The sequence below is a fragment of the Pedobacter sp. genome (assembly GCF_039594775.1).
In the GTDB taxonomy this organism is placed as follows: Bacteria; Bacteroidota; Bacteroidia; order Sphingobacteriales; family Sphingobacteriaceae; genus Pedobacter.
The window spans coordinates 281,199-306,956 of the sequence record NZ_JBCNMT010000002.1 but is presented as its reverse complement, the minus strand read 5'-3'; the positions used below and the strand labels follow the sequence as shown (position 1 = coordinate 306,956).

At 39.4% G+C, this 25,758-nt stretch carries 18 protein-coding genes; 9 read left to right on the top strand and 9 right to left on the bottom strand.

Annotated features, from left to right (window positions below):
- Positions 1 to 93: 93 nt before the first annotated feature.
- Together ABDV71_RS07475 and ABDV71_RS07470 are read left to right on the top strand one after the other, a co-directional pair.
- A complete protein-coding gene (locus ABDV71_RS07475; RefSeq protein WP_343531824.1) occupies positions 94 to 2,097 on the top strand; it encodes a hypothetical protein in 2,004 nt (667 codons plus the stop codon).
- Between the two features lie 493 nt (positions 2,098 to 2,590).
- Positions 2,591 to 5,230 carry a CHAT domain-containing tetratricopeptide repeat protein gene (locus tag ABDV71_RS07470; RefSeq protein WP_343531823.1) on the top strand — a complete coding sequence of 880 codons (2,640 nt, stop codon included), beginning with the start codon at positions 2,591 to 2,593 and terminating at the stop codon, positions 5,228 to 5,230.
- Here ABDV71_RS07470 and ABDV71_RS07465 read toward each other — a convergent pair.
- The 4 genes from ABDV71_RS07465 to ABDV71_RS07450 form a co-directional block, all read right to left on the bottom strand.
- Positions 5,223 to 5,573, bottom strand: a complete 351-nt coding sequence (locus ABDV71_RS07465) for a DUF6717 family protein (RefSeq protein WP_343531822.1) — start codon at positions 5,571 to 5,573, stop codon at positions 5,223 to 5,225. The two genes, ABDV71_RS07470 and ABDV71_RS07465, sit on opposite strands and share 8 nt — an antisense overlap.
- Positions 5,574 to 5,715: 142 nt before the next feature.
- Positions 5,716 to 7,704 (bottom strand): 1,4-alpha-glucan branching protein GlgB, encoded by a 1,989-nt coding sequence (gene glgB, locus ABDV71_RS07460; protein ID WP_343531821.1) that lies wholly within the window; start codon positions 7,702 to 7,704, stop codon positions 5,716 to 5,718.
- Between the two features lie 28 nt (positions 7,705 to 7,732).
- Positions 7,733 to 8,392, bottom strand: coding sequence for an ATP-binding cassette domain-containing protein (locus tag ABDV71_RS07455; RefSeq protein ID WP_343531820.1), 660 nt, complete (start codon positions 8,390 to 8,392; stop codon positions 7,733 to 7,735).
- Positions 8,393 to 8,768: 376 nt separating this feature from the next.
- Positions 8,769 to 11,240 (bottom strand): glycoside hydrolase family 31 protein, encoded by a 2,472-nt coding sequence (locus ABDV71_RS07450; protein ID WP_343531819.1) that lies wholly within the window; start codon positions 11,238 to 11,240, stop codon positions 8,769 to 8,771.
- A gap of 542 nt (positions 11,241 to 11,782) precedes the next feature.
- Between ABDV71_RS07450 and ABDV71_RS07445 the strand changes: the two genes are divergently transcribed.
- The 3 genes from ABDV71_RS07445 (at position 11,783) to ABDV71_RS07435 (ending at position 14,223) form a co-directional block, all read left to right on the top strand.
- Positions 11,783 to 12,412 carry an ABC transporter ATP-binding protein gene (locus ABDV71_RS07445; protein ID WP_343531818.1) on the top strand — a complete coding sequence of 210 codons (630 nt, stop codon included), beginning with the start codon at positions 11,783 to 11,785 and terminating at the stop codon, positions 12,410 to 12,412.
- Positions 12,409 to 13,629, top strand: coding sequence for an FtsX-like permease family protein (locus tag ABDV71_RS07440; protein WP_343531817.1), 1,221 nt, complete (start codon positions 12,409 to 12,411; stop codon positions 13,627 to 13,629). The genes ABDV71_RS07445 and ABDV71_RS07440 overlap by 4 nt, the downstream gene beginning before the upstream one ends.
- Before the next feature lie 144 nt (positions 13,630 to 13,773).
- A complete protein-coding gene (locus ABDV71_RS07435; protein WP_343531816.1) occupies positions 13,774 to 14,223 on the top strand; it encodes a hypothetical protein in 450 nt (149 codons plus the stop codon).
- A 176-nt stretch (positions 14,224 to 14,399) separates the two neighbouring features.
- Here the strand turns inward: ABDV71_RS07435 and ABDV71_RS07430 are convergent, their stop codons facing one another.
- The gene (locus ABDV71_RS07430; RefSeq protein WP_343531815.1) at positions 14,400 to 14,906 is read right to left on the bottom strand and encodes a peptidylprolyl isomerase; all 507 of its coding nucleotides are present in this window, start codon (positions 14,904 to 14,906) and stop codon (positions 14,400 to 14,402) included.
- Between the two features lie 51 nt (positions 14,907 to 14,957).
- Positions 14,958 to 16,967, bottom strand: coding sequence for a thioredoxin domain-containing protein (locus ABDV71_RS07425; RefSeq protein WP_343531814.1), 2,010 nt, complete (start codon positions 16,965 to 16,967; stop codon positions 14,958 to 14,960).
- A 252-nt stretch (positions 16,968 to 17,219) separates the two neighbouring features.
- Between ABDV71_RS07425 and ABDV71_RS07420 the strand changes: the two genes are divergently transcribed.
- From ABDV71_RS07420 to ABDV71_RS07410, 3 genes are all read left to right on the top strand, one after another.
- On the top strand, positions 17,220 to 18,317 hold the full coding sequence (locus ABDV71_RS07420) for a dipeptide epimerase (RefSeq protein WP_343531813.1): 1,098 nt from the start codon (positions 17,220 to 17,222) through the stop codon (positions 18,315 to 18,317).
- A 275-nt stretch (positions 18,318 to 18,592) separates the two neighbouring features.
- Positions 18,593 to 19,192: a DUF2807 domain-containing protein gene (locus ABDV71_RS07415; protein ID WP_343531812.1), complete on the top strand. Its 600-nt coding sequence runs from the start codon at positions 18,593 to 18,595 to the stop codon at positions 19,190 to 19,192.
- A gap of 95 nt (positions 19,193 to 19,287) precedes the next feature.
- Positions 19,288 to 20,052, top strand: a complete 765-nt coding sequence (locus tag ABDV71_RS07410) for a DeoR/GlpR family DNA-binding transcription regulator (protein ID WP_343531811.1) — start codon at positions 19,288 to 19,290, stop codon at positions 20,050 to 20,052.
- Between the two features lie 31 nt (positions 20,053 to 20,083).
- Here the strand turns inward: ABDV71_RS07410 and ABDV71_RS07405 are convergent, their stop codons facing one another.
- The gene (locus tag ABDV71_RS07405; protein WP_343531810.1) at positions 20,084 to 21,022 is read right to left on the bottom strand and encodes a glycerophosphodiester phosphodiesterase family protein; all 939 of its coding nucleotides are present in this window, start codon (positions 21,020 to 21,022) and stop codon (positions 20,084 to 20,086) included.
- Between the two features lie 425 nt (positions 21,023 to 21,447).
- Here ABDV71_RS07405 and ABDV71_RS07400 point away from each other — a divergent pair, with 425 nt between their 5' ends.
- Positions 21,448 to 23,457, top strand: a complete 2,010-nt coding sequence (locus tag ABDV71_RS07400; RefSeq protein ID WP_343531809.1) for a calcineurin-like phosphoesterase family protein — start codon at positions 21,448 to 21,450, stop codon at positions 23,455 to 23,457.
- A gap of 48 nt (positions 23,458 to 23,505) precedes the next feature.
- On the opposite strand, the gene ABDV71_RS07395 is transcribed toward ABDV71_RS07400, so the two are convergent.
- Positions 23,506 to 24,438, bottom strand: a complete 933-nt coding sequence (locus tag ABDV71_RS07395) for a glycerophosphodiester phosphodiesterase family protein (protein ID WP_343531808.1) — start codon at positions 24,436 to 24,438, stop codon at positions 23,506 to 23,508.
- 6 nt (positions 24,439 to 24,444) lie between these two features.
- On the bottom strand, positions 24,445 to 25,497 hold the full coding sequence (locus tag ABDV71_RS07390; RefSeq protein ID WP_343531807.1) for a metallophosphoesterase: 1,053 nt from the start codon (positions 25,495 to 25,497) through the stop codon (positions 24,445 to 24,447).
- Positions 25,498 to 25,758 lie beyond the last annotated feature (261 nt).

The window sequence follows — 25,758 nt, the reverse complement described above, 5'->3', positions numbered from 1 at the left end:
CTGGTAGCGAGGCAATTGCATTTTACCGCAACAATAAATCTTCAATCATCAAGCTATCCATCCATCAAAATTATTCCCTATATTTAGTTAACCATGAAGAAATTATTGACGTTTTTACTGCTCTATTTTTATTGTACTGCAATAAATGCACAAGTATTACCTCCAGATACCGTGCCTGCTATTATCCATTACAAAACCGAAAACGGTATTACAAAATTTAGCAGCGAGTTAAGACCCTTACGTGCCATTGCCGGTGCACCAGCACCATTTTACACCTATTTTTGGGAGTTTGGCGATGGCAATTTTAGTTTTGAAGAAAGTCCATCTCATGTTTTTACCCGCTATGATTCGATCATGGTGCGCTTGTTTGCCACCAACAATTACGATGATGGCAAACGCCCCCCTACCCGACCGAAACCAATTATCAGGCCTCCTGGTCCCAAACCTGCTGTTGCCAAGCCTATGCTTGCGGCTAATGATGGGTATAACCTTTTTAAAATGGGCGGAAATATTGAGATGAAGACCAATTGCATGCCTAAGCCGGGAGATGATATGATGTTGGTACTGGGCTACCGAAATAAACTTGAAAACGGCCAAAATAATCTTAATGGTACGTTGGCCATTTTATATAATGATGTAGAGTTTAACCAAAATAATTTTGATTTGGCGGAGTCAAGGACTTACCACAATGAGAAAAAATCGGACTTAAAGTCTTTGCTGAATACTGCATTTTTAAAAGGTAAAAATCAGGAGCCTGTTTATTATGCTTCTACTGAAAAGCATTTCAATTTATCGCCCGCCGAAAAGGTGTTGTTAAAAGATCAGGTCAAGGCTTTTAAAAATCAGCAGAGCTGGAAGTTTGAAAATCTGCAACAAAATGAAGAGCGTTTTGTGTTTCTGCATTTTAAAACTACTCCCGAAATGCTCAAGGACACCAATGCGGTGGTACGCATATCGGGTGCATTTATCCCAGATAATCCCTTGGTGGAAACTGAGTTTTTCACCATGGAACTTCAAATTGTAGCCTCTCATGACCCTAATAAAATGGTGTTACGCAAGAGTCGGATGAATTACCGCTTTACGGGCAAAAATAGAGAGTTGACCTACAAGGTTCGTTTTCAGAACACTGGAAAGGGGCCAGCGAAAAAGATTGACGTTGGTGTAAATATCTCCGAAGTGTTTGATCCTGCTACGCTGAAAGTGGTGAAAACCAAACCTGAGGTTGCTAGCTGCGATTCGGCATATGCTAATCAGAGTTGTTTGAAAACCTTTTTTAGTGCTGATAGTGTGCATTTTGTATTCACCAACATTTATTTGCCGGGCATGCAGCAAAAGGGTGTAAAGGATGCGGATTCGACCCAGGGTTTTGTAGAGTATAAAATCAGGTTTAAAGAGAAACCACCCAAACTGCCTATTAAAAGTGGTGCTGCTATTGTGTTTGACAAGAATGAGCCTATTTACACCAACCGAGCTGTTGGTCGTTTTAAAATGGGACTTTCTCCTGGCGTTATTGTAGGTTATGGCTTTCCTTTTGAAACCGATAACACCAATTATCTGAATGGTAAAAATTTCGTACTGGGCGCTAGTCTCTCGCCCTATGCTTCTCATCGTTACTATTGGCAAGTTGAACTCTATTTCAACAGCTTTAAGGAAAGTACCTATCAGGTTCCTATTGCTACCGAGATTAGAAAAGATACCGTAATAAATGGTATTGCCTATCAAATTTTGGATAAAAAACATTATCAAACCACTAAGGTAAGCACCATTAATGCCGTGCCCTTACAAATGAGATACAACATCAATAAATATCTCGGTGCCGGCGCTGGTGCTTTGGTTGCCCTTGATCTTTATCACAGAACTTCGGACGAGTTACGTTACCGTTTAAGAACCCAAAATGCACAAGGTGTAGCCATTGAGCTTGATCATAACCGTGATATGGGCCGAGTAAGTGAGAACTTCTCTGATTTAAGGGTTTCTTTTTTTGCTGATATCCAACTGGGACTCGTAAGGGTTGGCCCTGCTTTGGGCCTTAGATACATTTTTGATCCGAAAACCAACAACAACAGGATGAGTACTTATGTGAGCTGGAAGTTTTAGTTAAAAAAGATTTCTTAATATGAACCACTTAGACACATAGTTAACCTACTAGGCCTATGTTTCTATGTGGTTAAATTGAAATAATGCTTTTTAGGAGTATTTGCTATAGCATATCCAAAGATCTCTCCATAAAGTCGAGATGACGATACTTATTCAACGATAGAAATAGATGAGATTTCTAAAATATGAACCACATAGGCACATAGTTTAACTCACTAAGACTATGTTTCTATGTGGTTAAATTAAAATGAGGCTTTTTTAGGAGTATTTGCTATAGCATATCCATAAAGCCGAGATGACGATACTTATTCAACGATAGAAAATAGATGAGATTTCTAAAATATGAACCACATAGGCACATAGTTTAACTCACTAGGAATATGTTTCTATGTGGTTAAAAAAAGTAATACGTCAGAAAAAATTGAAATAACGCTTTTTAGGAGCATTTTGCTATTTTAGCTAGATGCGTCAATTCATTAAACATTTGTGCCTAGTGTACTTGCTATTGCAAACAAGTATGCTTTCTGCGCAAAGTGATGATTTGAATTCGAAGCTTAACGGCTTTAAAAATCAAAACGACCTCAGCAATTGGATCTACGAACAACTTGACGGGGCTAATGCTAACTCAAGCAAGGCCGTTGCCAATTTACAAAAGGCACAAAAGGAACGTTGGCGAAGCCCCAAAACTCCCGATGAGCAATTTGCTTGGCTTAACTTACTGAGCACCCTTGGTTACTATGAACTGCTCGATGGAAATATTTTAGGCTCCATTAACACTTACGAAAATGCACTTGGCTTTTTTCAAAAGCACCAAATATTAAGTTACGATATTGTAGAGTATACCTTAAAGCCACTCAGCAATAACTACACCCGACTTGGTGATTATGAGCGTGCCTTATACCTTCAAAAGCAGAGCATTGATTTTCAACGGACCTATAGCGAAGACCCCAGTAAAATGGCTAATATTTATTGCAACATGGCTATTTCCTATCGTTCTATGTCTCGTTTGACCGATGCGCACCGAGCTATTCAAAGTGGTTTTGATTTAAAACCTGATGCTAAAACACGCGTTATGCTCAACAATGTGCTGGCTGATGTTTTATATGATGAGGGTAATTATGCCAAAGCGGCATCAGTCATTCAGCAAAATATCAAAGTACAAAACGCTACTGACCACGAAAGTTCCTATTGGTTAATGGGCACCTATACCACGGCGGGAAATGTGCAGCTAGAGCTTAAACAGTACGCCAAAGGCAGAGCATTTTACCTGAAGGCTTTAGCGCTTATTAAGCAATACTATCCCTATGGCCGACTGCGTGAAAAGGCAAATCTTTTTACCCAACTGGCCAAAACTTTTTTAGCTACCACACAACCTAAGGAAGCTATTGCCTATAGCCATCAGTCGTTAAGTACACTGGGCATTATGCAGGGCAATGTCATTGTAGAAAAAAAGATATTTGGCGATTACAAAGTGGTGGATGCTTTTATGCAAATGGCAAAGGCTCAGTTGATGCTGGGACAACCAGAGCAAGCGCTTTCTAACATTAATTTGAGCTTATTGGCCGCTGATAAAATTAGAAATGAATTTGGGGCAGACATTACCAAAGAGCGGCTACAGAAGGGGCTAAAACAAATTGTCGAGCAGGGCATTGCCATTAACTATTTGTTGTTTGAAAAGAGCAGAAACCAGAAGTACCTACACCAAATTCTTCTACTTGCTGAACAGAGTAAAGCCCGGACCTTATTGGACCAGATGGAACGTAACCGAAATGCCGTTGCCAAAGATGTAAAAGCAGATAGTTTACTGATCAAAAAACAAACTTTGGAACGGGCCATCGTTTATCACGAAAAACAGGAAATAGAGCAAAAAACAAACAAGTTACAGCAGACTATTGCGGGCCTTAAATTTCAGCTGGCCTTGATCAACAAACAAATTGCTAAAAAATATAAGCAAGACCATTCCAATTTCACCAACGAAATTAATTTAGCCAACCTACCCAAACATCGTTTTATAGAGTATTTTTTTGGAGATGAAAATATATATGCCATCAACATCAATCAACAAAAAATTGAAAGTATTACAAAGTTGGGGAACCCTTCATTGATTAAAGAACAAACCAGGTCTTTTGTAGAAACTTATTTCCACCATGGCCCAACAAAAATGGCGAATGATCCGCAATCATTTTACGAGGCCTCCAACCTAGTTTACCAATTGATACTTGCTCCTTTATCGATAAAATCTCAAGATAACATCACCATTATTCCCGACGGTATTTTAGGCTACCTCTCTTTTGATGGACTGATTACCCAGAAGCAATATGTAGAAAACCTATCTGCTTGGCCTTTTTTCATTAAAGAACACCTTACCAGCTATGCTTTTTCTTTAAAAACCCTTCAGTTGGAAAAACCCAAAAACAACAATCAGGGTTTTGCCGGGCTATTCATTACCCATACCATAGGAAAAAATGCACCGCTGCTAGCTGTTGAGCAAGAGGCCAATGAAATCAAGAGACATGTAAGTGGTGTGTTTTTGTATAACGAAAAGGTAAATGCCAAGAGTTTCGAGCAGCAATTTGAGCAACGCAATATCTTGCATATTGGTACGCATGCCTATCTTTCCGGGCCCAACCAAGAGCCCACACTTGATTTTGAACGAGAAAAAATGTACTTGTTCGAACTTTCGGCGAAAAAGCAGGCTCCTTCATTAGTGGTATTAAGTGCCTGCCGCACTGCTGATGGTGTTTTAGCTGATGGGGAAGGTATTATCAGTCTTTCGCGTGGTTTTAATGCCATTGGCACTTCTGCTACCATTGCGGGGTTATGGAATGTTAATGATCATGCGGTAGCTTATATCACCAATCATTTTTATCAGTCGCTACTGAAAGGTAATACCAGTGCCGAAGCACTTAGGGAGGCTAAATTAGCATGGATCAAAGATTCTCAAACCTCTGGCGCATTGTTACTCCCCTACTATTGGGACAGCTTAGTTTATATGGGGAAAAACCAAACATTTGAACTAGACAAACCTTTTTTCAGTCCGTGGATGTGGTGGACTATTGGCGGACTTTTAGCTGTAATTTTATGGGTCATTGCATTTCGGCTTAGTAAAAGAAATGCCTCTGTACTTAAATAACTTCAAAATAAATCCGCTGAGGATAATCGCCAAAAATAAATCCTACCACATCACACAACCATATTTTTAGATCAACTTTTTCATTCTGGTACGTTTCTAGAAAGTAGTTGGCACCGCCACCCAGATTTTCTTCTCCCAAGCGAATCAGGGTTAAAAAAGAAGCATGCTGGAAAGGTTCATTTGCAAGTTTTAGCTGAACTTCCTTTTTACCATGGTTCAATAAATTAAGCCAATCATCTGCACCCTGAATCATTTGTAGGTCTTCCAAGCTACCTCCCCATTCGGGCATATCTACAAACCATTCGTCATGGGCTGTTTTATAAAACTTTAGATTGCGTTTCACTATTAATTTGATTTTTGGCAGTTAAAAACTGTATTAACCTCTAAACAACCCACCCGTTGCCCCCTCTGGAAGAGGGGAATTTTACTATCCCCATTTACCTCTCACAAAGGGTGGTCGAAGACCGGGGTATTTCAATTTATAATTATCTAACTGTTCTTTTAAAAATAGTTACTGCCATGGGCGGCAGGTTTACGATTATCGATTGCTTTTGATGTTGATGGGCAATATTTTCCGTCGTTTTTATTTCGGTATTTAATTTTCCGCTACCATAAAACTCTTCAGCATCTGAATTGAAGATTTCCTTCCACTTTCCTTTTACCGGAATACCCATGCGGTAGTTCTCCCTAAAAACTGGCGTAAGGTTAATGGCAATTACTAAAGTGTCTTTTGCTTTGTTTGATTTTCGTTGGTAAACATAAATCGATTGGTTCACATCATCGGCCTCCTGCCATTCAAAACCTTCGTACGAAAAATTGAAATGATGTAATGCTGGTTCTGAACGGTACAGTTCATTTAATTTCTTCACCAAGCTTTGCATTCCTTGATGCGGGGCATGTTTCATCAAATCCCAATTTAACGATTCAAAGCAGTTCCATTCGGAAGTTTGGGCAAATTCGTCACCCATAAACAATAGCTTTGTGCCGGGATGCGTAAACATATAAGCATACAGGGCTCTTAAATTGGCAAACTTCTGCCATTCATCACCCGGCATTTTATAGATCATCGGCGATTTACCGTGCACCACTTCGTCATGCGAAAGTGGCAACATAAAATTCTCGGTAAATGCATAGGTTAGGCTAAATGTCAGCTGATGGTGATGATGTTTTCTGCTCAGTGGATCCAGTTTGAAATACTTCAAGGTATCGTTCATCCAGCCCATCATCCATTTCATACCAAACCCTAAACCTCCTGCATATACAGGACGGGTCACCCCATCGTAGGTACTGCTTTCTTCGGCAATGGTTTGTACTCCTTTAAAGTTCCCGTAAACGGCTTCGTTCATATCCTTAAGAAACCTTACCGCTCCTAAGTTCTCCGTACCACCGTATTCGTTAGTGCCATATTCCCCTTCTTGCCTACTAAAATCAAAATATAACATGGATGCTACGGCATCTACTCTTAAGCCATCTAAATGATACTTATCTAACCAGAACATAGCATTGCTGATCAGAAACGATCGAACTTCATTTTTATCGTAATTAAAGATGTACGATTTCCAATCTGGATGAAAGCCCTTGCGCATGTCGGCATGTTCGTACAAATGCGTGCCATCAAAATGGTATAGGCCGTTACTGTCGCCAGGAAAATGCGAAGGCACCCAATCCAAAATAACGGCAATATTATTTTTATGCAGTTCTTCGATCAGGAACATTAAATCTTGCGGCGATCCATGTCGGGAACTTGCCGCATAATAACCCGTTACCTGATAGCCCCATGAGGGGTAGTAGGGATATTCCATAACGGGCAAAAACTCCACATGGGTAAATCCCATTTGCAGTACATAAGGCACCAGCGCCGCAGCAATCTCTCCATAACTCAATACTCTTTCTGGGTCTGCGGGATCGCGTTGCCACGATCCCAAATGTACTTCGTAAACAGAAATGGGCTGATCTAACGCATTTTTCTTTTCTCGTTTGTTCATCCAAGCCTTATCTTTCCAAGCATAATCAGTATCCCAAACAATAGAAGCTTTATGTGGTGGATGCTCAGCATGTAAAGCATAGGGATCGCTTTTTTCTACTTCAACGCCATCAAATCCTTTCACAAAATACTTATAGACTTCGCCCTTTTTTAAGTGGGGAATAAATCCCTCCCAAATGCCCGATTGGTCCCAACGGTTAAAAAGCAAATGACTTTCGCGATTCCAACCGTTAAAGTTGGCCATTACACAAACCTTTTGTGCGTTTGGTGCCCAAACAGCAAAATACACCCCGTTAACGCCATTAACAGTGCAAACGTGCGCACCCATTTTTTCATAAAGCTTAAAATGCTTGCCCAAAAGAAATAACGATATATCAAAATCGGTTAAAAGGCTGTGCTGCCAAACTGGAGATTGATACTTTTCGAAAGCATTTTCTGCGGGCTGAACTGCTTTGCTTTCTGTTTTTGGATTGGTCTGTTTCTTTGGCATATGATAAAGCTATCGATTTAAGGTGAGATTAAATGAAATGGGCAGGTAAATAACCATGTAAAATCAAGTCATCTGTATGACCGATGTCATAATTACATCCGTTATGAATAAGTACTATCCTAGATGATACCTCCAATATCTGTTGGTAATCATGATCGGTTATGATGAAACCTTTTTCTGGCAAAAGTTGCCGAATGTGGTGTTTAAGCTGTTCACAAATTAAAGGAGCTAATTGGGAGAAAGGTTCGTCCAATAAAATATATTTAGCATCACTGTAAATCATCAGCAATGCTTCTACTAATCTTCTATTCCCTCCCGATAAATCACCTATTCTTGTTTTCAAGTTTTCTTTAAATAAATCGATGGCGAGCAATTGCTTCCGATATTTGTTTATATATAGCTCCACCAAAAGCTCCAGACTAAGATGCTGTGGTAAAAAATGACCTTGTGGCAGGTAAGCAATTTTACGTGTCAAGTAACCTTTTTGTACAAACTCACCATCAATTCTAATGAACTTGTAACGAGCCTTAATGCTCCCAAAAATAATCTTCAATAAAGTTGATTTACCGCATCCATTACGACCAAGAACCCCGACTATTTCTCCTACACTACACTTGATGTATACGTTATTTAATACGCCGTGAGCTCCAAAACTATGGGCTACACTATCTACAAAAAGTTCTGCCATAGCCAACAAAAAATCAACAATGAGGTAAATAAGCAAGCATCCAGTAAGAAGAAAAAGCCTAAAACCTTTCTGTAGCTCATATTCAGATTATAATAATAGAAAATCCGATTGCCGAAGAAAAGTTTCTCTATCCCTACAGTAGTAGCATAGCCCAGCAATTTAAAAGCGATGGCAAGATTGTATAAATTGACCTTATCAAAACCTTTTAAATAAAATAAATGGATGAAAAATAAACTTAGACAAAAGTTTAATACAAATACCAATTTGAAATGATGCAAATACAGAATTTTCAGCTTTTGATACATCTCAAATGAATTAAATTTTTATGAAGCAAAACCTATGAGGTTTTTAAACCCTCATAGGTTTCAACCTTAAATTATCCTTTAATGATCTTGATTTTCGAGAAGTTTTTATTTGATTTGAACCTCAATATTCCACGTTCATTGACTACAAAATCGGTTACTTCCCTATCATCAACCCAAACCTTACCTACCTTAAATGGCAAGGCAATGATGCGAAAATCATAGAGTTCGTAATTTGGCGTGTAAAGCCCATCAATGGTTTGCTCAATGGTAAAACTACTATCGTTTCCTTTTGCACTAAACTTCTTCTCCAAATAAATATCCTGCTCATAAGCAAAAGTATCACCGTGGTCTTCATACATAAACGAGTTTACTTCATAATCTGAATAATAAACGTTCAACCAAACTTCATCTATGTTTTTTTCGCCCACGTATTGCATCACAGGGTACTCTGGCATTACCGTTCCTGCCCTTACAAACAAAGGCATGGTATCCAATGGGGTATCTACCACATACTCGCTACCACCTTCCAATAGCTCGAGCGTCCAATAGTTATACCATTTACCTTTTGGCAGATAAATGCGACGTGAAGTAGCTCCCTGCTCCAATACTGGACAAACCAAAATCTTATCGCCAAAGGTAAATTCATCTTGACGGAAATGGTTCGACACAATTTCCTGCTCCAACATGGCCAAAGGTCGTAATATTGGGAAGCCATAACGGTGATGTTCCCAAAATACCGAATAGATATATGGCATCAGTTTATAGCGTAGCTCAATAAATTTACGGTTCACACTGGTGTACGGTTCACCGAAACTCCAAGGTTCTCGCTCACGGGTATCACCCGCCGAATGGGCACGCATAAACGGAGAGAATACACCTAATTGTATCCAACGGGTAAACAATTCGCCATCAGGCTCGCCGCTAAAACCACCAATATCGGTACCACAAAACGGCACCCCTGAGATAGACATACGTTGGCATTGGATGTTGGCAATTTTAAGGTGTTCCCAAGTAGCCACGTTATCGCCGGTCCATACGGAAGCATAACGTTGCATACCCGAATATCCTGCCCTAGTGATGGTAAAAGGGCGCTTATTGCGCTGTAATTTCTTCAATCCCTCATAAGTAGAACGCACCATTTGCATGCCATAAATGTTATGCGCCTTACGATGCGAACCTCTGTAACCGTCGTAATTATGTCTCACATCATTTGGAAAAGTGCCTGAACCAAATACCGCCGGTTCGTTCATATCGTTCCAAAATCCAGCCACGCCCATATCCACCAACTCTTTATACAAACCACCCCACCATTCTCTTACTTCTGGATTGGTAAAATCGGGGAATTGGCAACGACCTGGCCACACATGGCCTTCCATAAAGTAATCATCACTTCTACGGCAGAAATAGTTCTTTTCCTTACCTTCTTTAAACACCCAATAATTATCGTCTACTTTAATACCAGGGTCAATCATGACCACGGTTTTCATTCCCACATTGGCCAAATCCTTGATCATTTTTTTAGGATCTGGAAAGTATTTTTTGTTCCAGGTAAAACAGCGATAGCCATCCATATAGTCGATGTCCAAATAAATGGCATCGCATGGAATTTGTTGCGACCTAAAGCCATCTACAATTTCACGCACCTTACTTTCTGGATAGTAGCTCCAACGACATTGATGGTAGCCAATAGCCCATTGCGGTGGCATTTGGTGGGTTCCCGTTAACGATTGGTAACGTTTTACCACGTCCATCATGTGTGGCCCGTGGATGTAATAGTATTGTAATTCACCACCATCGGCCCAAAAGCTGGTTTTGGCATTGTCTTCCATCCCAAAATCGAAATAGGACTTAAAGGTATTATCGAAGAAGACACCATAGGTTTCGCCTTGGTTAATGCCCATGTAAAACGGAATGGTACGATACAGAGGGTCTTGGTCCCAACCATAAGAGTAGGCATCCGTATTCCAGTTTACAAACTTTCGACCACGAAGGTTCAGATTACCCGATTTATCGCCCAAACCAAAAAAATTCTCTTCTGGATGGCAGTGTTTAGTAGCAAAAACATAATAACCACCAAACTCTACGTTTTCTTCCCAGTGCATTGGCGATGCATCGCTACTGGTTACAATTCCCGTAATGTTGTCGATAAACGAGATGAGGAAATCGGCTTTGCTTACCTTACAGGTAATGGTGTTGGTTTCAATCAGATAGGCATCTGGGGTATCCTGCAGCCTAAATGTGGTTACTTTTTTATCTACCTGTTCTACGGCATAAGAAAAATCGGCCAAAAAAACACCATGTGGCGCTAAACGTACCCTAATGGTCTCGTCGCTCACCACACGTACTTCAACCATCGCTTCTCCATCAGAAAAATAAAACTTGTTACCTTCCTTTTTAACACTTTTTACCGAGGTAAGGTACTGTTTAACGATGGGCTGTAAATCGGTTACTGGGTTATTTAAGTGTTGTACAGTTTCTTCTTCCAACTGTTCTTTATCGTTGATTTCTGAAATTTCAAAGTCCTTGTTCAATTCTTCTTCCATATTATTTTACTCGTTGCGCTTGCTATCATTTCAAACAGCATGTCTTGCTTTAAAAAAATTGCTTTCTTGAGGGTGTTGATAGATATTGTAAATATATAATAATTACCCTTTAAGCCAAATAATAGTGTGTTAAGTTTACACCAAGTAACCACAAAAACACTCTATATTATTGCATAACTAACCCTAAACAAAAGAAAAAGTTGAAAACAACTAGTTTTTATTTTGTTTGAAAAGCAATTTGGTTGCTGTTATCCACCGGAAGCCCCGCTGTACGCTTCAATCTTTTTATTTTTAGGACATACCCACTCACAAACCTCGTAGGTTTCGGAAACCTACGAGGTTTTATTTAAGCCATCTCTAAAAAAACAAAAAGTATTTCCCGCTACCATCGGGTTTAGTTAGCAAGGCCTATGCAAAAAACCATCAATGCCTTAAAAAATGTAAATTGCAAGCCACAACTGTTTTGCAGTAGCAATTACTTTACATACCGATAGGTAATGATTTAACCACTTATTTTATTTTTGTAACATACAGCAAAGCTTATGATTTCCATTCAATCTGTTTCTCATCAATACACCTCTGGGCAGGAACTGCGATTTGCAGACTGGCAGGTGAACAATGGTGAGCAATGGCTCCTTTTAGGCCAATCGGGAAGTGGCAAAACCACCCTACTACATATATTAACGGGTTTACTTAAGCCCTCCAATGGCAAGGTAAAAATTGGCGAAACCGACCTTTATTCTCTTTCTTCTAAAAAGCTGGATGCCTTTAGAGGACAGCAAATTGGCATTGTATTTCAAAAGCCGCACCTCATTAAAAGCTTAAACATTACCGAAAATCTATTGCTTGCCCAAAGTTTTGCAAATTTACCCAACAACAAGAAGCGGGTAGAAGAAGTATTGGACTCCTTAAATATGTTGGCCAAAAAAAATGCTTATCCACAGGAACTCAGCCAAGGACAATTACAAAGGGTCACCATCGCTCGTGCGGTAATTAACAAACCTACCTTACTGATTGCCGATGAGCCCACTTCGAGCTTAGATGACCAAAATGCCGAAGCGGTATTGGCCTTGCTGAAAGAGCAATCAGCACTGAACCAAGCAACCTTGGTAGTGGCCACACACGATAAAAGAGTTAAAGATGCGTTTACCCTAACCTATACTTTATCATGAGCCCATTTAAAATTAGCTGGAAAAACATTTGGTCGAAACCATTAAATGCGGCACTCAACATCTTGCTCATTGCTTTTGGTACGGGAATTTTAACGGTGCTGTTATTGGCCTCCACCCAAATTGAAGATAAACTAGCAAAAAATTCGAAAGACATTGACTTGGTAGTTGGCGCAAAAGGTAGTCCGCTGCAATTGATCTTGAGCAGTATTTACTACATTGATTTCCCTACGGGCAACATTCCAATGAATGAGGCAAAAAAGCTTATGCGCAATCCTTTTGTAAAACGGGCAGTTCCTTTGGCCTTGGGCGACAATTACAATGGGGTACGCATTGTGGGTACCGATAGTAATTACATTAGCCTTTATAACTTAAAAACACAAAGTGGCAAGTTTTGGAAAGCTGATTTGGAAGCAACCATTGGTGCTAACGTGGCCAAGGAGCAAAACCTAAAAGTGGGCGATACTTTTTTTGGCGGCCATGGTTTAACCGAAATGAAAGACGAACACAAGGACCATGCTTACAAAGTAGTGGGTATTTTGGCACCGCAGCAAAATGTAACCGACAATTTGATTTTAACAGCCATTGGCAGTGTTTGGAAAATGCACGGCGATGAAGGAGAGAGCCATGTAGAAGGTCATGACCACTCCGCAGAAGCTGCCCACGGCCATGATGAAGACAGGGAGTATACCTCATTATTAATCCAGTATCGTTCGCCCATGGCAGTGGCCATGTTCCCACAAATGGTAAATCAAACCACCAATATGCAGGCTGCCAGTCCGGCACAAGAAAGTACCAGATTGTTCTCGTTAATTGGTGTTGGGGTTGATACTTTACAATGGTTTGCCGTATTAATTATGCTCATTGCGGCCATCAGCGTTTTTGTGAATTTATACAACTCACTAAAGGAAAGAAGTTACGATTTGGCCATTATGCGTACCTTGGGCGCCTCAAAAGGCAAACTTTTTTCGTTAATCATACTGGAAGGCTTAATTTTGACTTTGGTTGGCACCATAATTGGCATAGCATTAGGCCATGGCATTTTACAATTGATCAGTAATTACCAAGAAAGCGGTCAGGCAAAGATGAACGGACTAATTTTTATAAAAGAAGAATTTTATTTACTGGCGGCTGGCTTAGTTATTGGAATAGTAGCGGCAGTTATTCCTGCAATACAGGCCTACCGTTCGAACATATCGAAAATTTTAGCAAAGAATTAAACATAAGCACACAGAAAACTAAACGCGTCATTTCGAGCGGAGTGCAACGCAGCCGAGAAATCTTTGGATTAAATTTAAAGATTTCTCCACTCGCTAGGCTGCGGTCGAAATGACGGCAATAAATACACTAGAAAACACAACAAAATGAAAAAACTAACTTTTATATTTCTATTATTCATTGGATTTGGCATTAACGCAAAAGCGCAACATGATCCTAGCGACCAAATCGTATCGGCCAACTGGGATGTGATTGGTGATGTAGAATTTAAAATGGCTAAAGAAGATAGCGAGATGTACGCCATTTTCAATAACGATATTAAAAAACGAGCTGGCAAACCTTTTGAACTGGAAGGTTATATTGTTCCAATCAAAGATGGAATGAAACAAACCAAGTTCATGCTGTCGACCCTACCTATTAACCAATGTTTTTATTGCGGTAAAAATGGCGTTCCTATTATGGTTGAGGTACAATTAACAGAACCTATTAAGTTTACCTATCAAACCATTAAGGTACGAGGTACTTTGAAGTTAAGCACTGCAAATGCACTGGACGCCTCTCCTATTTCGTTGATCAACGGAAAGGTAGTGAAGTAAATTACGAAGTCATTTCGATCCCGAACTTTCGAGATCGAAATCTAGCTTCCAGCCGTCTAACTTGAGATTTCTCACCTACGTTCGAAATGACAGCAAGAATAAAAAAAATCCCTAAGCAAAATGCTTAGGGATTTTTTGTTTTTGTCATTCCGAAGAACAACAAAAGAGTTTATCGATTAGTGACCTGAGTGACCATCAACACCGTGAGCATGTCCATGAGCTAGCTCATCAGCCGTTGCCTCTCTTACGGTTAAAATTTTACCAGCAAAAATCAAGTTTTTACCAGCCATTGGGTGGTTTAGATCTACCGATACAATTTCCTCGCCTACTGCAGTTACGCCAGCACGGAATTGATTACCTTGGTTATCCTGCAAAGGAATTACATCACCTACATTTGGCAATTCGGCACCACCTTCTTTAAACATGGCCACAGGTAAATCAACATGAGCTCCTGGATCAATCTCTCCGTAACCATCAGCTGGTGCAAGCTCAAAACTATATTCATCACCAACGGTTAAACCCGTTAAGTGCTCTTCGAATTTAGGCAACATCATACCCACACCATATAAAAATACAAGTGGATTTTCTTCAGTAGCTTTCTCTACAAAAACTTGGTTACCTTCAGGGGTAGTGGTATGTAGCTCATAAGTAAGAGAAACTACCGTGTTAGAAGTGATTTTCATTCTTTCTATTTAATTGTTTTATGATTTGATGTGCCTTACAGCTTCATCTTTTTATTTTATGTATTTAAGCGCCTCATCAATAGTGCCTACAGGCAGTTGACAAGTTTTGTTTCGGCAAATATAGATTTTTGTTTGCTCGCTTTGCTTATGTTTTAACAAAGGCAGTGTACTTTTTGTTCCCGCCAAAGTAATTTTATTGGGGATATACTGTAGATTAAACCCTTCTTTAACTGTTTTGAAATCGGGTCCCGCTATGGCAATCTCATTAATTCCGTACACTTCATTAAGCAACTGTATACACCAATTAGAGTAGGCAGAACCATAAGATTTAATACGAGGTAATACTGCTTTTAACATTGTCGATGCCCTTTCCAAATAACTTTCTTCGTCAAAAAATAGCCCTAATTTTTGTAGGTTTTGCGCCATTACCGAGTTTGAAGCAGGAATTACATTGTCCATTACTTCATGCTTACGGGCTATTAAGCTTTCTCCTTGGTTGGAAGTATAGTAGAACATCACATTGCTGTCATCGGTAAAATTGGCCAACACATACTCGGTAAGTTCTTTTGCTTCATTTAGCCAAGCTTCATTAAAATCTATCTCATAAAGTGCAATTAAGGCTTCTATTAAAAATGCGTAATCGTCCAAGAATCCTTGAATGGTCGCTTTACCATTTTTGTAATTACGATACAAGCCACCGTCTTCAGCAACAAGGTAGTTTAAGATAAAGCCAGCAGTCTTTTTAGCTTTTTCGTAATAGTGATCATTGTTGAGTGCTTGTGCCGCATCGGCCAAACCTTTGATCATTTGGGCATTCCAGGCGGTCAAACATTTATCATCCAATCCAGGCTTAACTCTCTCATTTCTAACAGCCAACAACTTAGCTTTTGCTTGTGCAATGATATTTTCAAAATCGGCTTTGTTTAGACTGTATTTTGCCATCAAATCTTCATCCAATACCCTTCTTCTCAAAATATTGGTGTGCTCTTCTTCCCAATTCCCCATATCGGTTACATTAAAGTATTCGGCCAAAAATTGATGATGTTCCCCAACCAGTTGGTCAAATTCCACCTTGCTCCACACATAAAACTTACCTTCTACACCTTCGCTATCAGCATCCAGCGCCGAGTAGAACAAACCATTTTCCGCAGTCATTTCCCGATCCACCCACTCAATCGTATGTTTAACGATTTCGGCAAAAGGTTCATATTTCAAACATTGATAAGCTTCAGCATATAAACTTACCAATTGCGCATTATCGTAAAGCATTTTCTCGAAATGTGGCACATGCCAGTTTCCATCTACCGAATATCTGGCAAAGCCTCCCCCAATTTGATCGTAAATACCGCCCAAGGCCATGGCATCCAAAGTCCGCATCACCGCCATCATCACCGATTGCTCATCTCTCAAAAAAGCGTAGCGCAATAAAAACGACCAATTATTGGGCAATGGAAATTTAGGGGCTCTGTTGTAACCACCTTCCGAAATGTCAAAATTTCTTTTCCAAGGTTCCACAATTTCAATCAGCTGTTCCTCTTTAAAGCTAAGCGTTTCATTTCCGCCTTCAATCAGTTCTGCTTGCTGCAAACCTTCTGTTAATCGCTCTGCATATTTGATAGCCTTAGCAGGCTCTGTTTGCCACAAATTGGCAAGATTAAGTAAGATGTTGATCCAGTCTGTTTTTCGAAAATAAGTACCCCCATAAATAGGTCGCTGATCCGGCAGGCAAATGGCATTTAAAGGCCAACCGCCATTGCCATTCATCAATTGCACGGCAAGCATATAAATCTGATCAATATCAGGTCGCTCTTCCCTATCTACCTTAATGCACACAAAGTGTTTATTCATCACTTCCGCCACTTCATGGTTTTCGAAGCTTTCACGCTCCATCACGTGACACCAATGACATGCCGAATATCCAACGCTCACGATGATGAGCTTATTTTCGTCTTTTGCCTTTTTAAGGGAAGTCTCATTCCATTCATACCATTCTACCGGATTGTACGCATGTTGCAACAAATAGGGCGATGAGGCATGGATTAAACTGTTAGGTTCTTGCATTGCATAAAGGTACGGGCTTTGATTGGCTTGTTTAAAAAATTGCTGTAAATTTATCAGTCTATTTACATGAACATGTTTTGCATGCTCAATGACCCAAAAAACCGAAAATGAAACCATCATGATTTTCAAAACCCACAGGTAATAATCATAAACTAAGTTTGCAAGTTCTTGAATACTAGAATACATATAAAACCAGTAAAAAAATCATGATAGCTTCATCACAAATGAAAACCAATCAATAATTATATACAGATGAAAATTACCCATACCGAAATCTACCGCTTTAGCATTCCAATGGAACCTTTTGTGATTGCTACCGGCACCATGCACTTCGCCCAAAACGTATTAGTAAGAATTTTTACAGATACTGGCATACATGGCAACGGCGAATGCTCTGCCTTTCCTATGATTGTTGGCGAAACACAAGAAACCTGCTTAGCCATGGCCAAAGATTTTGCCCAAATTTTAAAGGATAAAGACCCTTTAGATATTCCCGCCAGAATGGATGATCTATTGGGTTATTCAGCACATAACCCCACCATTAAGAGCGCATTTGATATGGCGCTGTTTGATATTGCCGCAAAAAATGCAGGACAACCTCTTTATCAATTTTTGGGTGGCCATAAACGTAGTATCGAAACGGATATGACCTTGGGTATTGACACGGCCGAAAATATGGCTGCAAAGGCCGTTGAGCATAAAAAAAATGGTTGCAGAATTATCAAGATAAAACTAGGCAAAAAGGTACATGAAGATATTGAAAGAGTAGCCGCCATTAGAAAAGCGGTAGGCGACGAAATTACTTTACGTTTGGATGCCAATCAGGGCTGGAGCTTTGATGATGCACTATTTGCACTTACCGAACTAGAAAAATACAACATTGAATTTTGTGAGCAACCTATGCGCACTTGGTACGACGATCGTTTACCCGAGTTAAACGTAAACTCGCCTATTAAACTCATGGCCGATGAGAGTTGTTACAACCACCATGATGCCAGAAAGCTAATCAATGCACAAGCTACCACCTTTCTAAATATCAAGTTTGCAAAGTCTGGCGGTATTTTAGAAGCTCAAAAAATACATGAAGTTGCCCTACAAAATGGCGTAAAATGTATGATAGGCAGTATGCTGGAAAGCAGATTGGCCTTAACTGCTAATTTGCATTTCGCACTTGCCAGTCCTAATGTGATTTATTTTGATCTGGATACTTGCCTATTGGGCCACTTGGTAGATCCAGTAGTTGGTGGACTCAGCTACGAAGGCTTTATACTAGATGTACCAGATGCTCCGGGTATTGGTGCGGAAGCGGACGAATTTTTCCTAGAAAAATGTGAAAGCTGGACGATTTAAATATCGATTGAGATCTTGTCACAAATTCACATATGAAATATCGATAAAAGTTAAAGACAAAATCTGTGCATCTGCGGCTAAATACACAACTAGCTTTGTTAAATTTAACTGCTGAACACCCGCTAAATGGCAACCTAATTTTAACAAATCCTTAACAATCTACGAAGCTTTTCGGAGTTTCGTCGAAAAAAATCGGGAGTTTGTCGAAAGTAGCAACGTTGCATGCAACGTTTTATACTGACTTGCGTCTTAATTACAAAAAACACAAATCAATTATGAAACAAAGAACAACTTCGCTATTTGCTATCGGGATTTTAGCTTTAGCCATCAGCACTACAACAGTTAACGCTACAGAAGTAGTAAAAAACCCTACTACAACTATCTATAAATACAACGACCAACAAACACCTAAGAAATTGATCATTTCTGGAAACGTAGAAGTAACACTTGTACAAGACCACGAGAGCAAAAAACTATACACGAACGAGGGCACTACTAAAGCCAGAGTTTACAGCACTGACGATGCTATCCAAGTATCAACCAAAAAAAATTCTGAGACTGCAAAAATTACCTTGTATGTAGGCGACATTTCAAGAATTGATGTTTCGGGCAATGCAGTAGTAAAAACCAAAAACACACTTAATGTACAGCACCTACAAATTATCTTACAAGATGACGCAAAAGCCGACATTAGTTCTAAAACAGAAAGCATCTACACTAAGTTAAGTAATGAATGCTCTCTAAAATTAAATGGCAGCACCCAATTTCACTCTATCTCTACCAACGAATTAGCTACTTTAAACACCAGCAATTTCAAAGCGGCTAAAACTGAAGTAGAAAAAAGAAACGGAGCTGATTACGCAAAGAGCAAATAATTTCAGCAATTGATTAAGATGAGCGTTGTGCCTACAAGGTGCAGCGCTTTTTTTATGCAACAATAAATGATATATTAGCGCCAAACCATTTTGGAATGAAGAACATCACTGACAGACACGAATATATCCTCAAAAAACTAAAAGAAGACGGGAAGGTTAGCATTATTGAACTAATTGACCTGATGAAAGTTTCTGGTGTAACCATCAGAAAGGATTTGAAAATGTTAGAAGACAAAAACCTTCTCTTTAGAACAAGAGGCGGCGGTTCTATCAAAAACCCTTATGCCAGTGAAAGAAGCATTTATGAAAAAGAACTCATTAATGCTGATGAGAAACAACGCATTGCCAAAGCAGCATTAAAGCTCATTAAAAATACCGATTCCATTACCATAGGCTCTGGGTCTACCGTTTTTGAAGTTGCCAGATTTTTAAATCCTACCGAACATATTACTGTGATTACTCCTGCCCTAAAGGTGGGCTTGGAATTATGCAACAGGAACAATGTTGAAGTACTTCAGTTAGGTGGTATGATCCGATCCAATTCTTCCTCCGTTGCAGGAAATTTTGCAGAAAAAATATTGGAAGAAATTTCTTGCGGGATTGTTTTTTTGGGCGTAGATGGCATTGATCTTGATTTTGGCTTTTCTATTACCAATTTAGCGGAAGCGGCTTTAGATCAAAAAATGATTGAAACCGCTCAAACCGTTGTTATTTTGGCAGACAGCACTAAATTTGACAAAAGAGGTTTGGGCAAAGTTTGCACCTTTGAGCAAGTATCGTACATCATCACCGATGATAAAGTACCTGAATTAGTGGTACAACAACTAGAAGAAAAAGGAGTGAAAGTGATTATTGCCTAAACTTCACTCCCTTCATTTTTAATGCAATAGCTTAAAGCTTAGCTTTTCCTAAGTATTTATGTTGCGGTGTATTTTTCGGCACCGTATTTTTAATTGCTTCCGCAACCTCTACGGGCAGATCCGATTCTAAAATATCGGCACCACCTTTAAAAACTTCTAAGTAAGCCTTGGCTCTTTCTTGTGGGGTTGGCAATTTATCAAAGGTTGGCGCTGATGAAATCATGACCATTACGCCTTTTTCCTGCAAAAGCTTCATTAATTCCCTATTCTCTGGAGTATACTCCGGCCCTATATAGGCAATAATGCTTCCCCACGGAATACCTGCCTTCACATATTCATCATATGCTTTTTTAGTTTTAATATGCACGGAAAGCATCCAATTAGGATTTTGATCCAAATAGAATTTAGCTTGCTTAGCATTATGAACGGTCAGCATTACCGCTTCGTTATTGCATTCTTTCAAAATGCGAGCGGTCATTTCAAGTGGCACATCCTTTTTATCTAAATTCATCACTGTTCTACCCTTGCTCCACAAAATAGCTTCTTTCAATGTAGGGATTTTGCAATCGGTCACATTCCCTTCGGGGTCTTTTAATCTAAGCTTCTGGATTTCCGCGTAAGTATAATCCGATAGCTTTCCTGTACCATTAGTTGTTCTTTCCAAAGTTGCATCATGCATTAATACCGCTACACTATCCTTCGTCAGTCGAGGATCGATTTCGAAAAATGATGGCATGTATTTTAGCGTATTGGCAAAAGTTTCCATGGAGTTCTCTGGAAATCCTTTAGTCATTCCCCCACGGTGACCACTAATGATTGGAAAATTGTTTTTCCCATGTTTAAAGAAGGCTTTAAGTTCTTGCACATTTTTGAATTTCAAAACATTGATTTCACTTTTTTGAGCAAAGACCGCCAAAGGAGACAAGGCTAATATCAAAAATTGTTTTCTGAAAAAGGATTTCGTCATCATACTTTATAGTTTATATGTTGTGTTCGATGGTTTGGCTGTTCATTTTAACTAAAATTAAATAAATGAAAATAAAATTTAACCTATAAAAAATAAAACAAATCAATATTTAATCATTATTAATACCCCACTGTTATCTTCTTCAACTTTAGTCCCCGCCACCTCTACTTCAATCCAACACGTATTTTATCCAAAAACCTTAAAATGGCAAAAAACCACCAAAACCAAGCTGACCAAGTTTACACAATTAAGATTTACTTAATATTAATAAATTGTTTCGGTATTACACAAAATAAATATATTAAAACAACTTAAAATTAAAAAATCATTAAATCGAAACTAAAAATAACTAAAATTAATTTAAAAAGTTTTTATTTGTTATTTTAGTTTAACAACACGCTTATACTAAGAACCAAATAAAAGCACTCATGAATAAAAAAGAAAAACGCGGAAAAAGCCATCTATCGAGAAGAGACTTTATTGTTACCACTACCGTAGCGGGAATTAGCCTTACTGTTTTTGGCTGCAAAAAATCAAAAGAGCCAGAGCCTACCAAACCAACACCTATCCCGGAGGATAACACCCTCAAAATAAACGGACTCAATATCCCAAACAGGCTAACTTTTTCGACCAATACCGATTTCTCTTTTCAAGGCAGCGGCTTTGCCATGGGTGACCAGCTTATTTTTGTTGCACTAACGGACGCTACCAAAAACTTTACCATTCCACTTAAAGCCACAACCAGCAACAACTGCACTTTCACTATCCCTGCCAACTTCACAACAAACAGCTATCGAATTTCAATAACAAGGGGGAACCAAAGCCTATCGCTGGGCTCGAGCACTATAGAAGTTCCTTTCAAAAACATTCCCGACGTTGCCGGGATGACTGTAAAAGGAAGTGTTTATGCCGCAGGTATTGGCTTGGCAAATGTAATTGTATCAGACGGTGTAGAAGTTACCAAGACGGACCAAAATGGCGTTTACTATCTTGCCTCCAAGAAAAATAAAAACTTTGTGTTTGTTTCCATACCAAGCGGATATGAAGTAAGCAATGTCAATAATGTACTTCCTGTTTTTTACAAAAACTTCACTAGTGACGCCAACACCGCAGAAACAGTTGATTTTGAATTGAAAGCTGTTAACAACGACAAACATGTGATGCTGGCCCTTGGCGATATGCACCTTGCGAATAGAAACGATGACGTTTCCCAATTTCAAAATGGCTTTTTAACCGATGCTGCCAAATCTATCACTAAATACAAAAACGAAGGCTACAAAGTTTACGCACTTACCCTGGGCGATATGACTTGGGATGCCTATTGGTACTCCAACAATTACAGCTTCAGCCAATATCTCAACTTAATTAAAACTGTTAATGTTCCTGTTTTCCACACCATGGGCAACCATGATAACGACCCCTACGTTAACGCAGACTGGCAGGCAGAAACAGCTTTTAGAACTAGTCTTGGCCCTACCTATTATTCCTTCAACATTGGCAAAATACACTATATTGTTCTCGATAACATCCAATACCTGAACAAAGGAGCCTCTCAAGGTGTAGTAGGTGATAGAGATTATAATGGCGTGATTGTAGCCGATCAAATGGCCTGGCTCAAAAAGGACCTGGCAACAATTACCGACAAGTCGACTCCTATTGTCGTTGCCATGCACATACAGCTCAACAACTCGCCAACATTGAGCGGTCAAAACGAAACCGCTTCTTTACGACTGAACAATTCCACGGAATTCATCAATGCACTTGCTGAATTTACAGATGTGAATGTCATTACGGGGCACACACACGTTTGCTATGCTTACGAGAACAACAGTAATTTAATGGAACACAATTCGGGCGCTATTTGCGCTACTTGGTGGTGGACAGGAAGGAGTGGCTACGCCAACAATCATATTTGTAAAGATGGTGCACCTGGTGGCTACGGTATCTGGAAATTTAATGACAAAAACTATCAATGGTTATACAAATCTATCGGAGAACAGGAAAACTACCAGTTCAGAGCTTATGATTTGAATAAAGTACATATTACTGCTGCCAAATATGCACCTAAAAGCACCGACGAGCAATTAAAACCTTACGCAGGTACTTACGCTACCCCTAACACCAATAATGAAATTCTGGTAAACGTTTGGGGATTTGATAAAAAATGGAAAGTAGAGATATTTGAAAACGGTACGTCTTTGGGTGTCAGCAGAGTAAGAACCCTGGATCCATTACACATCATCTCTTACGAAGCGCTCCGATTAAACGCCAATGCAGAACCGACAGAAGATTTTGTGACAACCAATTCAGCCCATTTTTTTAAAGCAAAAGCCAATAGCGCCACCACTCCTATTGAAATTAGGGTAACGGATAGGTTTGGGAATATTTACAGCGAAACGATGATTCGTCCGAAAGACCTTACGGCTTCGATGAAATAACAAAAAAAGCTTTGTCAGTCTCAGCAACCAAACAGATTGACAAAGCTTTTAAAGATTGGACCTGATGAATTTACTTTTTACGCTTTTCAATGGAGCAAATTCTCTAATGGACTCATAGGCCTCTAACGCCCTATCACTTAAAAGAATATCGGCGCCACCTTTTATTGTGTTTTTATAAGATTGTAGCCTAATGGCTTCGTCTTTTTCTTTCTCCATCACCTTGGCGGTATATACAAAAACCATCATCCCTTTACGGTGCATCAGTTCATAAAATGATTTCTTTTTCGGCTGGCCAACGTAAGCTACCATATTTTCGTTTGGAACCCCTATATCTTCATAGGCCTTCAATCTTTCTTCGTTGCTCACAAAAACCTCGAACATGAGATTTTTATCTTTTCCGTAGTAAAAGGCAGCTTCGGCAGGCTCATAGGCAGAAATCAACACGCTACTTTCGGCTTTATTTCTTTTAATGATCTTATATAACTGCTCTAAAGGCACGTCCTTTTTATCAATCATCAAAATAGTTTTACCCTTTGTCCATTGCAGCATTTCATCCAAGGTATGAACACCGTAATTGGTTAGTTTTCCGTCTTTATCCTTAAGCTTCAATTTCTTTATTTCTTCCCAGGTATGATTAGAAAGCTTGCCTTTGCCATTGGTCGTTCTATCGAGTGTTGCATCATGCAAAATAACCGCTACGCTATCCTTAGTGAGCCTAGGGTCCACCTCAAAAAATGCTGGAATTTTAGAAAGTATATATTCCAACCCAGCAATTGAATTCTCGGGATAGAGCTCCTGCGCTCCACCTCGATGGCCACAGACTAAAGGAATACGGTCTGGCGTATACTTAAAAAAATCCTTTAACTCCTTGGTTGAAGCAATGGAAAAGGTATTCAGTTTTTTCACTTGCGCAACCGCTGGAGAAACAAACAGCAGAGCAAATAGAACGCAAACCTTTCCAATATTTTCACATTTAGTCATGACAAATTAGTTGTAAAGCGGCACAGAGAAATTACTATCCTCGTCAGTTTCTTCTAAAATTTTATCTTTTTGAGGAATAAAAGTCCTCACGCTCAATACTTGCTTACTTTGGTTAAACTTCATCAAACGTAGAATACCGTTACCACCGTTCCTATCTTTATCGGTATATTCCGGATTTCTTCTTCCTTGGTAATCCGTCAATAAAACTTTAATGGTACGTCCCTCAAACTTTACTTCTCTCATGGCTTCGCCACTCACATGTCCGCAAAGCATCATGAATACATTTGGCGAATGTTTAAACTTATTGATGATACGATTTCCCTGTTTGGTGAAATTACCAGGCTTAGGCGCAGCACCTACCCCGGCTCTAAAATTACTTCCGCTAGTGGTATCAGGCCTAAGAATGTTATGACTTACCACAATTGCTTTCCTATCCGCATGTTTAGCCAACACATCTGCTCCCCAGTTATGTACCTTTTCTTCTAAAGCCGCATCATAGTGTTCCTTTTTATTAGGGTCATTAAATATCAGATAGAGCACAATAAATTTTTCGCCATTTGCCTCAAAAAGGTCGTAGTGGTTATCGTTAGCATCTGAGTTATCGTAAGCACCACCGTAATACGGTCTGCCTTCAAAATGCTTACGCCCAAAATATTTGGTATATCCTATCTTACTTCCATTTGGATCGCCATTGGGCCTTACATCGTGGTTACCCACTGCCACCCCATATGGAATGCCATACGGCAATCCAGGCAAGGGCCTTTCCAAACGATACATGGCGTCTTTTGCCCTGTCCCATTGTTCCGGCAACTTATCGCCTTGATCGGTAATATCTCCTACATGCACCACATAAGCTATTCTTTCCTTTTCAGCATTGGCAATAATCCAATCTATCTGATCGTAGAACATATTCATATTTCCACCATATCGCTCACCAGTGTAATATTGCGTATCTGCCAACACTGCGATATTGAAATATTGATCGTCCTCGGCCTGCGCAGCAACAATAGCTTGATGGGTTTGAAAAAAGTTAAAGTGGTTAGCAGCGAAGCCAAGCAAAGACAGACATAAAAAAGAATAAAGGATTAATATCCTTTTCTTATAAACAACTGAAGAAAAAACAGAATAAGCAACCATTTGAAACAAATTAAAAGTTGTTTGGAAAGTTAACAAAATGCATCTTGATGAAAAAATTAATTTCTACATCGGATAATATCCTCCACAATAAGAATGAGATTGGCGGCGAATTTATCCTTAGGTTATAAAGGCAACATTAACAAATCATCAAGATTACCTTCTAAAACACCATCACCAACAAAA

Bases quoted from the DNA above. Each gene is read 5' to 3' on its own strand.
- ABDV71_RS07475 (WP_343531824.1), top strand. From the start codon at position 94: ATGAAGAAATTATTGACGTTTTTACTGCTCTATTTTTATTGTACTGCA.
- glgB (WP_343531821.1), bottom strand. From the start codon at position 7,704: ATGCCAAAGAAACAGACCAATCCAAAAACAGAAAGCAAAGCAGTTCAG.
- ABDV71_RS07455 (WP_343531820.1), bottom strand. From the start codon at position 8,392: ATGGCAGAACTTTTTGTAGATAGTGTAGCCCATAGTTTTGGAGCTCAC.
- ABDV71_RS07450 (WP_343531819.1), bottom strand. From the start codon at position 11,240: ATGGAAGAAGAATTGAACAAGGACTTTGAAATTTCAGAAATCAACGAT.
- ABDV71_RS07445 (WP_343531818.1), top strand. From the start codon at position 11,783: ATGATTTCCATTCAATCTGTTTCTCATCAATACACCTCTGGGCAGGAA.
- ABDV71_RS07440 (WP_343531817.1), top strand. From the start codon at position 12,409: ATGAGCCCATTTAAAATTAGCTGGAAAAACATTTGGTCGAAACCATTA.
- ABDV71_RS07435 (WP_343531816.1), top strand. From the start codon at position 13,774: ATGAAAAAACTAACTTTTATATTTCTATTATTCATTGGATTTGGCATT.
- ABDV71_RS07430 (WP_343531815.1), bottom strand. From the start codon at position 14,906: ATGAAAATCACTTCTAACACGGTAGTTTCTCTTACTTATGAGCTACAT.
- ABDV71_RS07425 (WP_343531814.1), bottom strand. From the start codon at position 16,967: ATGCAAGAACCTAACAGTTTAATCCATGCCTCATCGCCCTATTTGTTG.
- ABDV71_RS07420 (WP_343531813.1), top strand. From the start codon at position 17,220: ATGAAAATTACCCATACCGAAATCTACCGCTTTAGCATTCCAATGGAA.
- ABDV71_RS07415 (WP_343531812.1), top strand. From the start codon at position 18,593: ATGAAACAAAGAACAACTTCGCTATTTGCTATCGGGATTTTAGCTTTA.
- ABDV71_RS07410 (WP_343531811.1), top strand. From the start codon at position 19,288: ATGAAGAACATCACTGACAGACACGAATATATCCTCAAAAAACTAAAA.
- ABDV71_RS07405 (WP_343531810.1), bottom strand. From the start codon at position 21,022: ATGATGACGAAATCCTTTTTCAGAAAACAATTTTTGATATTAGCCTTG.
- ABDV71_RS07400 (WP_343531809.1), top strand. From the start codon at position 21,448: ATGAATAAAAAAGAAAAACGCGGAAAAAGCCATCTATCGAGAAGAGAC.
- ABDV71_RS07395 (WP_343531808.1), bottom strand. From the start codon at position 24,438: ATGACTAAATGTGAAAATATTGGAAAGGTTTGCGTTCTATTTGCTCTG.